Source organism: Prodigiosinella aquatilis, assembly GCA_030388725.1.
Classification (GTDB): domain Bacteria; phylum Pseudomonadota; class Gammaproteobacteria; order Enterobacterales; family Enterobacteriaceae; genus Prodigiosinella; species Prodigiosinella aquatilis.
This window is the reverse complement of the sequence record CP128857.1, coordinates 2,161,226-2,178,172: the sequence shown is the minus strand read 5'-3', so window position 1 is coordinate 2,178,172 and position 16,947 is coordinate 2,161,226. Positions and strand designations below refer to the sequence as shown.

Here is a 16,947-nt window from a genome sequence, read left to right as displayed (position 1 = left end):
AAAATGAGTCTTCATTAAATGACAACCCATATTACTTTCTGCATAAAAAGAGATAATAACGTAGGAAACCAATTCCATTCAGACTATATATAGACGGTTAATCGATTACATAGTAGTCAAACGAAACAAAGATATGCACATTATCTTCTTGTATTGCCATACATAACCAACGATTGGAGAAACTGCATCTGTATATTTCTCTCTATCTGGCCCTACCAGAGGCTGTGTTCAACTAGTGTTTTATGGCATGATCTACTGAATTCAGCATTGCACACCAGTACAAATGTGGAAGTCCAGCATCAATTCAACTATCACTACTGATGAAAAGATTGCTCAACACTTTCTCCGGGTGCCATCCAGCAAGGCACCCATGCAGGCTATTATAAAGAACAATGACAGGAGCAATTGTGGCTAAAAATTATCACGACATTACGCTGGCATTAGGCGGTATCTGCCAATCTGCCTGTCTGGTTCAACAACTGGCACATCAGGGCAACTGTAGTAGCGACACACTGAGAACCTCGCTTAACAGCATATTGATCGTGAACCCTGCCACTACACTGGACGTTTTCGGCAATGAAGAAAGTAACCTGACAACAGGGTTGAAAACCTTGTTAAGTATACTGAATAGCACCCGTGGAGATCTTAATACTGAGCTGTCCCGCTATACATTCAGCCTCATAGCACTTGAACGACGCCTCGATAAAAATCGTTCAGCATTCAAAGAACTGAGTAGTCGTATCAATCAGTTGGGCCGACAGACAGAACACTATGATTTGCTTTCCGATACTATCATCAATGTTCTGGCTGGTATTTATGTGGACGTTATCAGCAAATTAGGTCCGCGTATTCAGGTTACAGGTTCAGTTGATATATTAAAAAACAATCAGATTCAAGCTAAAGTCAGAGCCATCTTGCTGGCTGGTATCCGCTCAGCAGTCCTGTGGCAGCAGGTCGGTGGTGGGCGTCTACAATTAATGTTTGCTCGCAACGCACTGGTAAAACACGCCCAACAGATACTGTCACACTCTTATGCCTGATGATCTCCTCGGAATGATGGAGATTACACCATAAGAGTGGTGGTCGCTTATTCCGGTTCGGCCACCAGCATGCGATACTATTACAACAATACATTTTATTTTTTGTTAAACCCAATCTCAGGAGTTGCTTGCAATGGAATTATCCTCACTGACCGCCGTTTCCCCTATTGACGGACGCTACGGCGATAAAGTCAGCATGTTGCGCACTATTTTCAGTGAATATGGTTTACTGAAGTTTCGTGTGCAGGTTGAAGTACGTTGGCTGCAAAAACTGGCGGCCTGTGCAGAAATCCAGGAAGTTCCTGCATTTGACGCTGACGCAAACGCTTTCCTTGATAGAATTATCAGCGAATTCAGTGAAGAAGATGCTGCTCGTATCAAAACCATTGAGCGTACCACCAATCACGATGTCAAAGCTGTAGAGTATTTTCTAAAAGAAAAAGTGGCTACCGTACCTGCCCTGCATGCGGTCAGCGAATTTGTTCATTTCGCTTGCACCTCTGAAGACATCAACAATCTTTCCCACGCACTGATGCTGGGTACCGCACGCCGCGAGATCATCCTGCCTTTCTGGCGCAATATCACTGATGCCATCAAACAGTTAGCCCATCAGTATCGTGATATTCCGCTGTTGTCCCGTACCCATGGACAGCCTGCAACACCGTCTACCATTGGGAAGGAATTTGCCAACACAGCCTATCGAATGGAACGCCAGTTGCAGCAATTACAACAGGTTGAAATAATGGGGAAAATTAATGGTGCCGTCGGCAATTATAATGCACATATGGTCGCCTATCCTGATATTGACTGGCATCAATTCAGCGAAAGTTTTGTGACGTCACTGGGTATCACCTGGAACCCGTATACCACACAAATCGAACCGCATGATTACATTGCCGAACTGTTCGATTGCATGGCACGCTTCAATACCATTCTGCTTGATTTTGACCGTGATGTTTGGGGTTACATTGCCCTTAATCACTTCAAGCAGAAAACCATTGCGGGTGAAATTGGCTCCTCCACAATGCCACATAAAGTGAATCCTATCGACTTTGAAAATTCCGAAGGCAATCTGGGACTATCTAACGCCGTATTAGGACATCTGTCCAGCAAACTACCGGTTTCACGCTGGCAGCGTGACCTAACAGATTCAACTGTACTTCGTAATCTCGGCGTCGGTGTGGGCTATGCCGTAATCGCTTATCAGGCTACGCTTAAAGGCATCAGTAAACTGGAAGTAAACTGTGCTCATCTGGCCGAGGAATTGGATCATAACTGGGAAGTGCTGGCTGAGCCGATTCAAACGGTAATGCGTCGTTATGGTATCGAGAAACCCTACGAAAAGCTGAAAGAGCTTACGCGCGGTAAACGTGTCGACGCTGAGGGCATAAAGGCCTTTATTGATGGACTGGAGCTACCTGAAACAGAAAAAGCCCGCCTGAAAACATTAACACCCGCTAATTATATTGGTCGCGCGTTGAAAATGGTTGATGAACTGAAATAAGTTATTCCCTACTTGGCAGGCGAAACTCTGCCTGCCACTATTTCTACTTCCGTTTGTTTACCTGCCGTTTATGGCAGTTATGCATAATCTTATCCGTCATTATTGCCAACTGTGTGATATTGGCTCGCTGCTATAATCGAAACATCTTCCTTCAGGTTCACTCAGAGAAAAAACTATGCGTATTCTTATTGTTGAAGATAATGCCCTGTTACGCCATCACCTGAGTGTCCAGATGAATGAGATGGGACATCAGGTGGATGCGGCCGCTGATGCCAAAGAAGCCGATTATTTTCTCCATGAGCACGCACCAGACATTGCCGTTATCGATCTAGGGTTACCAGTTGAAGATGGCACCAGTTTGATCCGACGTTGGCGGGCACAGCAGATCAAACTGCCAATTCTGGTGTTAACCGCCCGTGAAAGCTGGCAGGAGAAAGTCGCCGTTCTGGAAGCCGGGGCCGACGACTATGTCACCAAGCCATTTCACATGGAAGAAGTAGTTGCTCGCATGCAGGCGTTAATGCGTCGTAACTGTGGCCTGGCATCACAAATTATCAGCATTCCCCCGTTTGAGATCGATCTGTCTCGCCGGGAATTACTGGTTCGTGGCATCAACGTAAAATTAACAGCTTTTGAATACACCATTATCGAAACGTTAATTCGTAACTGTGGAAAAGTCGTCAGCAAAGAATCGCTAATGTTACAACTCTATCCCGATGCCGAACTGCGTGAAAGCCACACCATCGATGTACTCATGGGTCGACTGCGCAAAAAATTACAGGCCGTAAATTCCCATGACGTCATCACGACGGTCAGGAGTCAGGGCTATCGCTTCGATATCAGTATGCACCATGGCTGATATGAGCAAAAAAAAACCACTCTCACTACGCTTTCGCTTCTTGATCGCCACTGCAGCGGTCGTACTGGCACTCACCCTTTCTTACGGCGGTGTCGCTATCATGGGGTACAGCATCAGCTTTGATCAAACATCTTTTCGCCTATTGCGTGGCGAAAGCAACCTGTTTTATAGCCTGGCGCAATGGCGGGATCACCAACTTACTATCACTATCCCCACGGAGCTGGATATTCACTATCCAACATTGGTATTTATCTACGATAAACAAGGGAAATTATTGTGGCGAGAGCATGCTGTGCCAGAGCTGGAGGCGCTGATCAAACCCGAGTGGTTACAGCGGACCGGCTATCATGAGTTAGATGCAGACCCTCGTACCAGCAGCGTCGTATTATCCGGCAACGCACAGATCATGAACAAGTTACGGGCGTACAATTCCGAGGATGATGCGCTACTAACACACACTGTCGCCGTTAACATTTATCCGGCATCTGAACGCCTACCGTCACTCACCATTGTCGTTGTTGACAAAATTCCACAAGAGTTGCAGCAGACTGATGTCGTATGGGAATGGTTCAGCTACGTTCTTATCGCCCATCTCTTGCTGGTGCTACCGTTGTTATGGCTAGCCGCACACTGGAGTCTGCGCCCCATCAAACATCTGGTTCACCAAATTGGCGAGTTAGAAAACGGCACCCGCGATCAGTTAGATGAGAGCCCACCTCGAGAGTTGCATAGTCTGGTACGTAACCTCAATACATTGCTAAATAATGAACGTCGGCGCTATCACAAATACCGCACCACGTTAACCGATTTGACTCATAGTCTGAAAACCCCGCTGGCGGTATTACAGACCACATTAAGAACATTACGCACCGGCAAGGATATTACTATTGAGCAGGCAGAACCGATTATGCTGGCGCAAATCAGCCGCATCTCACAACAGATTGGCTACTATCTGCACCGCGCCAGTATGCGTACTGAGCATCTGGTGATAGGCCGGGAAGTTCATTCCGTCCCCGCCCTACTGGATAGCTTGTGCTCCGCGCTCAATAAAGTTTATCAACGTAAAGGTGTTGTACTCACGCTAGATATTTCCCCGGAACTGACGTTTATCGGAGAAAAAAATGATTTCATGGAAATAATGGGCAATATTCTGGATAACGCCTGTAAATACTGCCTGGAATTTGTGGAGATCAGCGCACAATATTCCGAACAGAAATTACATCTGATTGTTGAAGATGATGGCCCCGGTGTTCTTCATAGCAAACGGGAATTGATTTTCCAACGCGGACAACGAGCCGATACACTTCGTCCTGGTCAAGGTATCGGTTTGGCGGTGGCAATAGAGATTATTGAGCAATATCAGGGTGATATTCTCATCAGCGACAGCACGTTGGGTGGAGCACGCATAGAAGCCATTTTTGGCTATCAGCACCTTAATCAGAATGAGGGATAAAAGACAGTACATCCGGCTTCCGCTATAATTGTTGCCAGCTCCCATTACTGGAAATATGTCATGGACTATCAACTTAATCTCGACTGGCAAGATTTTTTAGCACGCTACTGGCAAAAATGCCCGGTCATTATCAAAGGTGGATTCTCTCCGTTCCTGGATCCGATTACCCCTGACGAACTGGCTGGTTTGGCACTCGAAAATGAAATAGACAGTCGCCTGGTCAGTCATCAAGACGGCCGTTGGGATGTGAGCCACGGCCCGTTTGAAAGCTACGACCATCTGGGGGAAACCAATTGGTCTTTGCTGGTTCAGGCCGTCGATCACTGGCATGAACCGTCCTCTGCGTTAATGTCCCCATTCCGTAAACTGCCTGACTGGCGTATTGACGATTTAATGATATCTTTTGCCGTGCCCGGCGGCGGTGTTGGTCCGCATATCGATCAATATGATGTGTTTATCATTCAAGGCACTGGTCGTCGCCGCTGGCGGGTCGGAGACAAAATGCCAATGAAACAGCATTGTCCTCATCCTGATCTGCTTCAGGTTGGACCGTTTGACGCCATTATTGATGAAGAAACCTTGCCAGGCGATATTCTGTACATTCCGCCCGGCTTCCCACATGAAGGCTATTCACTGGAAAACTCGCTAAACTATTCAGTGGGTTTTCGCGCACCCAATGCTCGCGAGCTGATGAGCGGTTTTGCCGATTACGTATTGGCTCATGAATTAGGCAACTATCGTTATAGCGACCCTGACATCCAAACACGTGAACACCCTGCAACTATCCTTCCACAGGAATTGGATGTTCTGCAGCAGATGATGCTGGATCTGGTGCAACAAAAAGACTCGTTTCAGCAATGGTTTGGTGAATTTATTTCCCAATCCCGTCATGAACTGGATCTGGCACCACCTGAGCCGCCTTATCAGGCCGGAGAAATTTATGATCTCATGCAGCAAGGAGATTCACTGCGTCGTCTGGGAGGGTTACGGGTCTTGTGGCTGGGAGAAAGCTGCTTTGTGAACGGAGAAGAGTTTCGAAGTCCACATCAGGATGCGCTTTCAGCCCTTGCCCAGTATTCTGTCATCGACATGGTTATGCTCAACGATGCATTAGACGATCCGTCATTTCTCGCTCAGCTTACCGTACTGATAAACAATGGTTATTGGTACTTTGCTGATTAACACGAAAAATGGGCAGAGAAATACTACTGCCCTCTTGTTGACACAGAGTACTGTCAGTTCGTTCGATATCTACAGCCGAAGAGATCCCTGCGCTTTCCAGGGATAACAGGATTAACGCCGCACACTTATCAACCGGGGATGGTGTTTCGACAGCATTCCCTTTTATACTTTTGCAGAAACTGGATTACCGGCAGTGTGTAAGGTACGGGCCTGCAACGCGGTTAATTCTGCGATACGCATGATGACAGATACTGCACTTTCCATCCCTTCTAATGTGATGAATTCATGCTTACCGTGATAGTTATAGCCGCCAGTAAATAGATTCGGACAAGGCACCCCTTGAAATGACAACTGAGCCCCATCGGTACCACCACGGATTGGATTCAATATCGGTTCAATATTACAATCCCGCATAGCTTGTTGTGCCAGCGCAACGACATGTGGATGTTGTTCAATTTGCTCACGCATGTTGTAGTAACTATCAGTAATAGTCACTTCAATATAACACTCTGGATGTAGACCTTTTCCGACCTTTTCTGCAATCTCGATCATTGTCTTTTTGCGTTTTTCAAAACCGTCACGCTCAAAATCACGAATGATGTAATGCAGTTCTGCACGCTCAACCGTTCCCTTAGCACTATGAAGATGATAGAACCCCTGATAACCGTCAGTATGCTCTGGAACTTCCATTGCAGGGACTTCCTGATGATAGCGTGTCGCCAACGTTAGCGCGTTAACCATGACACCTTTGGCACTACCAGGATGAACATTGTTACCAACAATTTTTACCATCACGGATGCGCCATTGAAGTTTTCGCACTCTAGCTCACCGACACCACCACCATCTACGGTATAGGCCCACTGGGCATTGAACGCATCGACATCAAAAAAATGCGGGCCTTTCCCTACTTCCTCATCTGGCGTGAATGCAATACGAATCTCACCATGAGGTACCTGCCGCTTCTGAAGCCGAACCATTGATGTCACAATTTCTGCAATCCCGGCTTTATCATCTGCACCCAACAGGGTTTTACCATCGGTGGTGATCAGCGTATATCCAAGCAAATGGTGTAGAACCGGGAACATCACCGGTGATAACACCTCATCACCGATACCCAGTGCGATATCCCCCCCACGATAGCTTTCGACAATCTGCGGATTGACGTTTTTCCCGCTGTAATCCGGCGATGTATCCATGTGGGCAATAAAGCCGATGTTCGGCACATCCCAGGCCACATTTGTAGGCAGTGTCGCCATAACACAACCATGCTTACTTAATGAGACCTGTTCAAATCCCAGTTCAAGCAGTTCCTGCCGTAGTGCGTGAGCAAGCTTAAGCTGGCCTTCAGTACTCGGAACCTGCCGGACACCGGCTTTGGATTGCGTATCGAAAGAAACGTAATTTAGAAAACGATCGAGTAATTTATCCATCTTTGCCCCCCGGAGCTTGAATTTCATTATGAAGAGAGCAATTGGAGCAGATATTGCGTCAGGTCAGTTTTTGTTTTGTTTCACGACTTAACTATCACTAACCGAGTCGCGCCAGTATGCTGGCATGCCATGACGAAGACATAAAGCACATAAAAAACTTTGCTCGGAAACGCAACGCTTCGGTAACAAACTGGAAAAATATGAAAGGTGTGTATTCAGATAAAAAAAGGCAGGCGTTGCCTGCCCATAATAATATTCAAAGGTGAGAATGGATCTATACAGATCCCAGCCATTCATAATATTGGCTAATACCTTTATCACAAGAACAGCAACTACCACATTTACTGTTATCCACTGTGCGATGACAACGTATTTTGCCCTTCTGAACCCATACATCCAGCATCCCTTCGACAACACCCGGCTCGGCGTGAAATGTCATGCTGATGTCACGTAGAGAAACCTTTTGTTTTTCACGCACAAAGTCACGCAATTCAATTAAGGTCATTCTTTTCTCCTTAACGTTCCCGGCGGGAACAATATTTCCCGCAGTCACAAAACTTTTATTTCAATTCATCTACCATTACACGCTGTCTCGGAACACCTTTACGACGTAACAGCATAATTGTGGTAGTAAATACCACCAGCACTCCCGCTATGGCCAACATGGAATATTGTGGATGCAGGGCAAATCGGCCAGTTTGGTAAACAATGACAGCCGTGCCATACCCCAGTTCAATCGTCCAGGCTATGCAAAATAACGTCCATGCGGTACCGACCTCACGCCAGACGGCAGAAACTGCGGCGACACAAGGCACATACAACAACACCATCAATAGGTAACTGAATGCGCCCAATTTGCCATCAAACAGTTGCGAAATTACGGTTAGTGAAGTAACCGAAAATTCATTCTTCGCCGCAACTGTCGCGGTATCACTTAAATCCCCGATCTCAATACCCAAAGGATTAAGCAGCGCATTGCCAAGCTTGCTGAAGTTCTCGGGAATAGTCGCCAGCGCTTCTGATACACCATCCACTAAACTGAATGGTTTTTTTTCTTCTTGCGTTCTGCCTTCCTGATGAGCCGCCATAGCACCATAAAGCGAGTCCAGCGTCCCTACCACCGCCTCTTTAGCAAAGATGCCCGTAAATACGCCGACAGCAGCCGGCCAGTTATCATCTTTGATACCCATGGGTTTAAACACCGGTACAATCTTCTGCCCAATAGCCGAGAGCACAGATTTTTGTGTATTCTGATTGCCAAATGATCCATCAACACCCATAGAATTGAAGAAGCTCAGGATCATGACAACCATTACAATCAGCTTCCCGGCTCGCAATACAAACCCTTTAAGCCGCTCCCAGGTCCGAATCAACACACTGTGCAATCCCGGTAAATGATAAGGAGGAATCTCCATCACAAATGCGGCTGCATCCCCTTTTAACGCCGTATTTTTTAGTATGAACCCCGTTGCTATAGCGGCGACAATACCAATCAGGTACAAGCCAAACACCAAATTTTGACCACCACGGGTAAATAAGGCCGTCGCAAATAACACATAAACCGGCAATCTCGCACCACAGGACATAAAAGGCGACATCATTACCGTAACCAAACGGTCACTGTGTCTCTCCATCGTTCTGGTTGCCATTATCGCCGGTACATTGCACCCGAACCCCACAATCAACGGGACAAATGCCTTGCCTGGCAACCCCATGCTGCGCATGAAGCGATCCATCACAAACGCTGCGCGCGCCATGTAACCAGAATCTTCCAGATAAGAAAGGAACAGATACAGACAACCAATAACCGGGATAAAAGTGGAAACCGTTTGAATACCACCACCAATGCCATCAGCCAACAACGTTTTCAGCCACTCAGGCACATGCATATTCAGCAACAGCTCACCAAATCCATCGACAAAAATCGTACCAAACAGCTTATCGAAGAAATCAATGAATGCGCTGCCGACATTGATGGTAAAGACAAACATCAGATACATTACAGCCAGAAAGATCGGAATCCCGAAAAAACGGTGGAGAACAATGCGATCAATTTTATCCGTCATCGTTGCTGAAACTTCACCACTCCGGGTAATAACAGCATTCGCTATAGTAGAGACAAACCGATAACGTGCGTCGGCCAAGAAAATGTCCAGTTCATCCTCATAATCCGCAACCAATGCGGCAATAATCTCATCAGCCTTAGTCAACAACGGCTCAGGTACGCGATTGCGTACTGTCACGTCTCCCTCCATCAACTGGATAGCCAACCAATAGGCATTGGAGATATCAGCAACACCATGCAGTGTTAGTGCAATTTCCTGCGCAGCTAGTCGTAATGGTTCATCGTACGGGATGGTTATCTGCGGTGTGGTGGGGTTTTCCAATGCAGTTTGACACATCAGTCGCAGGTCATTAATTCCCTTCTTCTGACTGGCCGTCACAGGAATGACCGGACATCCTAATTGCCGTTGCAATTCTGCGATATCAATGTCCAACTTGCGGGAAGCGGCGATATCCATCATGTTCACCGCCACCACCATAGGAACATTCATGTCCAATAATTGAGCGGTCAGATAAAGATTACGTTCCAGATTAGACGCATCAATGATATTAAGTACCAGATTCGCTTCACCGGAGAGGATATAGTCACGTGCCACACGCTCGTCTTCTGAACTTTCGGATGACGGATTCAGAGAGTAAACGCCAGGAAGATCCACCAGATTCGTCAGTTTATTTTGATAACGGTAATAACCGACTTTCTTTTCTACCGTAACACCCGGCCAGTTACCTACTGTCTGCTTACCGCCGGTAAGGACATTAAATAAAGTTGTCTTGCCGCAGTTGGGGTTGCCTACTACGCAAATAACAGGTTGTACATCCATAAGAAACTCCTTACCTACCGCGCACTTTTAACATTTTTCCAGAATCAGAATCTGGACTTCGTCTTTACGGACACTGATTGCTGCACCACGCAGGCGTAATTCAATAGGGTCACCCAACGGCGCTACCCGAGAAACCGTAAATTCCACCCCCGGCGTAACCCCCAACGCCAACAGACGTTTACGATAATCAGCGGATCCCTTTTGAAACCCGACCACCCGCCATTTAGTCGCGACGGACAATACTTCCTGTGCCATGGTTTTCCCCTTTATAAGCCTGAACCCTGAGGAGAAACCCAAACCTGTTTCCCCATATCCCAATTGATTGCCACACGGCCATCACCGGCAGCCAACATCAATGGTTGATTAGCTTCACGTTGAATCACGCGAACATTGCCACCGACACGTATGCCCAGCTCAGTCAGGCGTTGCTGACTTTCTCCCGTCAAGCGGATTCGGGCAATAATAGCATTGGCATTAAGGGGAATATCGAGCAGTGTTTGAAGACTTAAGGCCATACATCAATTCCTTCACTAAAACATCAATAAGTTAGCAGTTACTGAAATGGATTTTATCTTTCAGCCACTTTATGAAAATGATAAGTGATAACTATTATCAATAATATTCCTATCAATAGCTATTCTTTTGACGCACATCAAACTAAGAATAAATAATCCGGCCCACAACTTTTCATTCGCAGCGATATGTAGCCGATAGGGCTTTCACAAGTGTAAGTTGAAAGGAAATTACTAATCATCTCGGTAAGACAGGAAGAGTGGGTATTCAGTGAAAAGTAAAAAAACCCCGTCCAGATTACTGGTCGGGGCTTGATAGCCATCAGAAAAAACTATTTCTTCTGCTGTTGAGCCAAATCCTCGGCAATCTGTACAGTTTCATCCAGATACGGATCAGGACCTTGATAATCCTTCGGTAGCGCATCCAGCGATTTCAACAATGGTTTGCCTTGGCGTTTAAAACGCTCATTAATGCGCTGTAAACGCAACGCTTCATCTTCATTATTCTCTTTTTCGCGTTGTGCCAAATTGAGAGAAACATGATTAAGCTTATCTTTCATTTCATTATAACGGGCGACATCCTGCTCGATAAACTGGAATTCGGGATCCTTCGCAATCCGTTCCTGATGCCGTTTAATCAGCTCCGGCAGTATTGATGAGAAATCACCGACTTTGCTGTAATTAGCCGCTTTAATGCTATCCCATGGCAAAGCGTTATCCTCAAACTTCTCTCCGGTGTCCACAGTCTCCGCACCGGTTGGCATCATGATATCTGGCGTGACACCCTTTCGCTGAGTACTGCCACCATTAATACGGTAGAACTTCTGAATCGTGTATTGCACCGACCCCAACGCTGGCCACTCCGGGCGTAACATCTGGTCATAGATCCGGTTCAGAGAGCGATACTGCTGTACAGTCCCTTTCCCGAATGTCGGTTCACCGACGATTAATGCACGTCCGTAATCCTGCATCGCCGCAGCAAAAATTTCCGACGCCGATGCACTGAAACGGTCGACCAAAACAACTAGCGGTCCCTTATAATAAACGATGCCGTCCGTATCGCTATCCTCACGGATCTTACCGTTATTATCGCGTACCTGAACCACTGGCCCACTTGGAATAAACAGACCGGAAAGGCTTACAGCCTCAGTCAACGCGCCACCACCATTGGCACGCAGGTCGATGACGATACTGCTGACATGATCTTTTTCCAGCTTCTGTAACTGAACCTTCACATCATCCGTCAAACCAACGTAAAAACCGGGAATATCCAGTACACCGACCTTATCTTTCCCTACCTTTTTCAACGTCATTTTGACAGCACGGTCCTCCAGACGGATACGCTCACGCGTCAGTGTCACCACCCGGGTCTTAGCACCTTTACCTGCTGGCAGAATTTCCAGACGAACCTTACTGCCTTTTGGACCTTTAATCAGCGCAACGACATCATCCAGACGCCAACCGATAACATCCACCGTCGCTTTGCCAGCCTGTCCAACCCCTACGATGCGGTCGCCGACATTAATATGTTTACTTTTTGCTGCCGGGCCACCAGGTACCATGGAATTGATGACCGTGTAATCATCATCCATCTGTAATACGGCACCGATGCCCTCCAGAGACAGACTCATTTCCGTATTAAACTGTTCAGTATTGCGGGGGGACAAATAGCTGGTATGCGGATCTATTTCCCGAGCAAAAGCATTCATGATCAGTTGAAAAACATCTTCACTATTACTCTGCACCAAACGTCGAATTGCGTACTGATAACGTTTGGTCAATGTGTTTTTAATTTCCTGATCACTTTTGCCAGTCAGTTTCAGATTCAGCCAATCATATTTAACCTTAGCATCCCATAAGTGGTTCAGCTCATCGACACTCTTAGGCCACGGTGCTTTGCTACGATCAAGATCGATTGTGTCATTACCATTGAGGTTTATCGGCTTGTTCAATAACGACAACGCATATTGATAACGTTCGAAACGTCGCTTCTGCGTCAAGTTATACAATGCGTAGGGCAAATCCAGTTTACCCGCTTCCAGATCCTCACCCAGTTCACCTTTTTTACTGGAGAATTGAGCTATGTCAGACGCCAGTAATACGTTATGACTGTAATCCAGCATATTGAGATAGCGGGCAAAAATTTTGCCGGAGAATTGTGCATCCAGCGTGAATCGTCGGTAATGAGAACGCAGGAAACGCAAAGTAACACGATTACTCACTGTTGCATGCTGGGGTTCCGGATGCAGTTGAGGAATCTGATCGACACGTGTAATGGTTTCACTGGCGAAACTGCCGCCTGCCAGCAGAAAGCAGGCTAATACGGTTGCTTTTACTAATTTGTTCATGCCCAGGTTGGCCTCCGTGTCAGAACTGCAAATGTTCTGCGCGTACGATCATTGCCAAACCTGAAGTGAGTAGAACCCTGACTTCACCTTTAGCAATCTCAAGCACAGTGGCATCCATGGCATTCTTGCCAGCTCTGACTTTAATTTCCTGACCGATTTGCAGTTTAGATATATCCGTAACCACATCTCGCTGAGTCTGTTTTTCCTCACGGACAGGTTTGGACTGGCGTGATTGAGATTTGTCTGTCGACGAAGACGGAGGGGGAATCTGCATTGGGCGAGAAACAGTCTGACGCGGTCGGCGAGCAGCAGCACCGGTGTCATCCCGATCACGACGAGGAGCAGAACGCTTGCGGGCGGGTTCAGTCACTTCTCCCGCTTCACGTTTCTTCGCTTGTTGTTCCGCTCGCTGGGCCTGAACACGGGCTTTTGCCTCTTCCAGTTGTTTACGTGCATGTTCCACATGTTGCTGTTCAAGCTCTCCGCAAGGATTGCCATCTAAATCAACACGCTGAGCACCTAGTTTAATGCCATACAAATAACGCCAACTGGAAGTGTAAAGCCTCAGAGCAGACCGCAATTGTGTTTTGCTGACATGATCTGATTCGGGTACATGTGCGACCAGATCCTGAAAGATTCCGATCTTCAACGGACGAGCTTCACCTTCACTGGTGAAACAAAGCGGGAACCGCTCCGCCAAATAAGCAATAACTTCTTTACTACTGTTCAACTTAGGTTGATTTTCCATGAAATTTCCTGATTACAACGGGTTTGCCAACCAGCGCGGGCATGAACAGGCGCCATTATAATGACGCCATCGGCAATTGCTACGTTATCCGTGTCCCAACATGAGAGAATTAATAAAATTCGATATATCACTCTGTTCAAGCTGAGTGCAAAGTACCGCAACCAACGCCTTAAGCCCTTCTTCATCAGCGGCGTCAAACCGTTGATAAATAATGCTATCAATATCCAGTACACCAACAAGCTGCCCACCAACCTGCAACGGCAGCACAATTTCAGCATTGCTTGCCGCATCACAAGCAATATGGCCGGGAAATGCATGAACGTCCCCTACACGCTGTACCCGATTTTCCGATACCGCGTAGCCACAAACGCCTTTACCCGCAGGAATACGAACACAGGCGACATGGCCCTGGAACGGCCCAAGAAACAGGGTATCTCCTTCTAACAAATAAAACCCTGCCCAGTTCACACCTTCAAGTCGCTCGAACAGCAAAGCGCTGCTGTTTGATAATATAGTGATAAACCGATTTTCACCTGCAATTAATGAGGATAAGTCACGCACTAACTCATCATAGAATTGTTGTTTTTTCATAAAAATACGTTTTTCTTTGTAGATCATTCAGCTACTGGTATCAAATTTATATTAAATAAGTATTCAGGTCAGGATGCTACAAGATTTATCTGTCTGCACAAAATATCTCTGTTGAATATCGACATAATACAGGAATGCCATTGTGCGCTCAGGTACTGATTATTGCGCGACAATAATCACATGATATAAATCATTCAAGTTACAATCATTAATACTAATAATACCCATTATGAACAATAAGATAACGTTAAAGTATCAACCCTTCTCATTATGTGGTTTCTATCCTGAGGAACACACAAGTGAGTAGTTTAACCACATTTTTCGCCAGCCATCATTCAGTTAAACTATGATAACCGCGGACTTGTTAACCCGTTTGCAAGAAATGTAAAAAATTCGCAGGACAATACATTCCGTTCTGTTAAGTTATTTTTACAGATCCGTCATGGCAGTGCCTCAGTAAGAACACGTTACACATTACAGCTATCGTAGTAATCCACAGATGAAGACCCACGCCCTCTTATCCTGGTGACCGGCCTCGCTACTATAGGCCATTTATCTGCAATAGCAGCGATAATTCACGCTCCGGCATTCAGCGCCCATCGCAATTCTGACTTATGATAAAATCCGTGGTTTCCTTAAAGGCTACCGTGGCAACATGAGGCCATCGTGGCGTAGCCGATCCATTTGCCGAACCGGCATTCTCTCCCAATAGTGAACAAATGTGTGACGGGTTCAAAGGTAAAGATGCCTCTCCAGATGATTCACCGGCTCCCACTCGAATCAGTCCGCGATGGTGCCTGCATGGGTGCCAAACATCGTTGATGGATTATTCAACGCTGATGACTGTTATCTCGTTCAGCACCGATGTCACCACATTATGTATTTTCATCTACAATCTTCTTATGAGCCAAGAAATAAAAAACAGTTATACCTATACCGGTCGATAAAATATTGAGGAAAACATGTTCGTACTGGTGATTTTTGTTTGTTATCTAGGTAACGGTTGTGACGAACTAGTGATCGATGCTTATTTCACCGAATCGCAATGTCTCAGAGCCATGAGCGAACAGCGTATTCGTAATGGAGGTTGTTTGCCTATTGAAGACATCATTGATGGTTTCTGGATCCCCGCACAAACGTACGGCGATTTATGAACCTGATTGCCAAAGTTCTCAGTTCTCAGTGTTGTAGCTTTGAAATACGCACATCTCAGTAAAAATACACAAAAAGTGGCAGCGACGCAGATATACCTTCACGACGCTGCCAAACGGGATGGTTACTACTCTATTTTTATTATAATTTTTTATATTCATTAGAATTCATACTATTGCCGCCTTTCTGTATTTCAAAATCTATCGGGATTAGACAACCATCACGTTGGTAATGATATTCACTTTATTTTCATATCGATACTGAACACAATAATCGAAAGTAGAATATTAAATATCATTAACTATAGCTAGAGCGCACTCTCATTAAAGTAATGATAGGAAACGGGCTCACCACTCTATTTATATACAGTATTGCACAATTTTAATATTGGGCAACAAAGTGTCAGTTTGCAATAAACGATCAGATATTCATGGTAAGCGTCATTATTACAAAACCCAGTGGAGTCACCTCATCCGCACCACATTGGAAGTGAGAAGAACTCCCCACCACATTAATCTTGCGACCCGGTAACAGCGCAACGTCATAAATATCGCTTTTACCATCAATATCCAGCAACCAACGCCCATTACTGACGCTCGTCACCCCAGTATCCACCAACCATGATGCGGAACTACTTTCGATCCGCAATGGATTGAGCAATCCTTTGGGTAAAAACTGTGGGTCAGCCTTCCAGTGTGCAGCATCGTACAATTTGCCGACCTTGAGCATTTTGCAAGGGATCGGAATAATATCCGTTTCCTTATTCTCATCGCTATGACTTTCCGCCTGAACAGCCCGTCCCTTACCAATGGCTAACCATTCCAGCGAAACCCCAGTATCAAGTGCGCAAGCTATCACAACATCACCAGGAAAAAAGTCTCGACGAATCCAGGTGCTGATGGTACCAGGCGCGATTCCCAGTAAGTCACCTAACTCTTTTTGCGTACTAAAACCGTAGGCATCCAACATTCGACGGAGCACCGCTTTACCACCGGAAGATAAAATCTGTTCATAAAGCACCTTACCTTTCAACGGCGTTCTACCAAGCACATTGTTTGAATTTGCGAAACTCCCCGTAACTAACCATCCAGCATCTGCGCCAGTATCAAGTGCGCACTTAAGGATGATATTACCAGGAACATTTTCACGCTGAATCCAGTTACTGATTGTGTTTGTAGGAATTTCAGTAACTTCGCTCAATTCCTTTTGAGTTTTTACCCCATAGCTTGACATGATACGTTC

At 46.0% G+C, this 16,947-nt stretch carries 15 protein-coding genes; 6 read left to right on the top strand and 9 right to left on the bottom strand.

Going from position 1 to position 16,947, the window contains the following annotated elements:
* Positions 1-407 precede the first annotated feature (407 nt).
* The 5 genes from hflD (at position 408) to PCO85_10190 (ending at position 6,038) form a co-directional block, all read left to right on the top strand.
* Positions 408-1,040 (top strand): high frequency lysogenization protein HflD, encoded by a 633-nt coding sequence (hflD, locus tag PCO85_10210; GenBank protein WJV55722.1) that lies wholly within the window; start codon positions 408-410, stop codon positions 1,038-1,040.
* Between the two features lie 133 nt (positions 1,041-1,173).
* Positions 1,174-2,544 carry an adenylosuccinate lyase gene (gene purB, locus PCO85_10205; protein ID WJV55721.1) on the top strand — a complete coding sequence of 457 codons (1,371 nt, stop codon included), beginning with the start codon at positions 1,174-1,176 and terminating at the stop codon, positions 2,542-2,544.
* A gap of 175 nt (positions 2,545-2,719) precedes the next feature.
* Positions 2,720-3,403: a two-component system response regulator PhoP gene (gene phoP / locus PCO85_10200; protein ID WJV55720.1), complete on the top strand. Its 684-nt coding sequence runs from the start codon at positions 2,720-2,722 to the stop codon at positions 3,401-3,403.
* Positions 3,396-4,856: a two-component system sensor histidine kinase PhoQ gene (phoQ, locus tag PCO85_10195; GenBank protein ID WJV55719.1), complete on the top strand. Its 1,461-nt coding sequence runs from the start codon at positions 3,396-3,398 to the stop codon at positions 4,854-4,856. Before phoP ends, phoQ begins: the two co-directional genes overlap by 8 nt.
* A gap of 60 nt (positions 4,857-4,916) precedes the next feature.
* Positions 4,917-6,038 carry a cupin domain-containing protein gene (locus tag PCO85_10190; GenBank protein WJV55718.1) on the top strand — a complete coding sequence of 374 codons (1,122 nt, stop codon included), beginning with the start codon at positions 4,917-4,919 and terminating at the stop codon, positions 6,036-6,038.
* A 162-nt stretch (positions 6,039-6,200) separates the two neighbouring features.
* On the opposite strand, the gene pepT is transcribed toward PCO85_10190, so the two are convergent.
* The 8 genes from pepT to PCO85_10150 form a co-directional block, all read right to left on the bottom strand.
* Positions 6,201-7,469 (bottom strand): peptidase T, encoded by a 1,269-nt coding sequence (gene pepT / locus PCO85_10185; protein WJV55717.1) that lies wholly within the window; start codon positions 7,467-7,469, stop codon positions 6,201-6,203.
* Between the two features lie 274 nt (positions 7,470-7,743).
* A complete protein-coding gene (locus PCO85_10180) occupies positions 7,744-7,974 on the bottom strand; it encodes a FeoC-like transcriptional regulator (protein ID WJV55716.1) in 231 nt (76 codons plus the stop codon).
* 55 nt (positions 7,975-8,029) lie between these two features.
* Positions 8,030-10,354, bottom strand: a complete 2,325-nt coding sequence (gene feoB, locus PCO85_10175) for a Fe(2+) transporter permease subunit FeoB (GenBank protein ID WJV55715.1) — start codon at positions 10,352-10,354, stop codon at positions 8,030-8,032.
* 27 nt (positions 10,355-10,381) lie between these two features.
* Positions 10,382-10,609: a FeoA domain-containing protein gene (locus PCO85_10170; protein ID WJV55714.1), complete on the bottom strand. Its 228-nt coding sequence runs from the start codon at positions 10,607-10,609 to the stop codon at positions 10,382-10,384.
* 11 nt (positions 10,610-10,620) lie between these two features.
* Positions 10,621-10,869: a FeoA family protein gene (locus PCO85_10165; GenBank protein WJV55713.1), complete on the bottom strand. Its 249-nt coding sequence runs from the start codon at positions 10,867-10,869 to the stop codon at positions 10,621-10,623.
* A 329-nt stretch (positions 10,870-11,198) separates the two neighbouring features.
* Positions 11,199-13,214, bottom strand: a complete 2,016-nt coding sequence (gene prc / locus PCO85_10160) for a carboxy terminal-processing peptidase (GenBank protein WJV55712.1) — start codon at positions 13,212-13,214, stop codon at positions 11,199-11,201.
* Positions 13,215-13,233: 19 nt separating this feature from the next.
* Positions 13,234-13,962, bottom strand: a complete 729-nt coding sequence (proQ, locus tag PCO85_10155) for an RNA chaperone ProQ (protein ID WJV55711.1) — start codon at positions 13,960-13,962, stop codon at positions 13,234-13,236.
* Positions 13,963-14,046: 84 nt separating this feature from the next.
* The gene (locus PCO85_10150) at positions 14,047-14,553 is read right to left on the bottom strand and encodes a GAF domain-containing protein (GenBank protein ID WJV55710.1); all 507 of its coding nucleotides are present in this window, start codon (positions 14,551-14,553) and stop codon (positions 14,047-14,049) included.
* 962 nt (positions 14,554-15,515) lie between these two features.
* Here PCO85_10150 and PCO85_10145 point away from each other — a divergent pair.
* Complete coding sequence (locus tag PCO85_10145) at positions 15,516-15,707, top strand: YebW family protein (protein WJV55709.1); 192 nt, start codon at positions 15,516-15,518, stop codon at positions 15,705-15,707.
* Positions 15,708-16,125: 418 nt separating this feature from the next.
* On the opposite strand, the gene PCO85_10140 is transcribed toward PCO85_10145, so the two are convergent.
* The gene (locus PCO85_10140; protein WJV55708.1) at positions 16,126-16,938 is read right to left on the bottom strand and encodes a helix-turn-helix domain-containing protein; all 813 of its coding nucleotides are present in this window, start codon (positions 16,936-16,938) and stop codon (positions 16,126-16,128) included.
* Between the last annotated feature and the right edge of the window lie 9 nt (positions 16,939-16,947).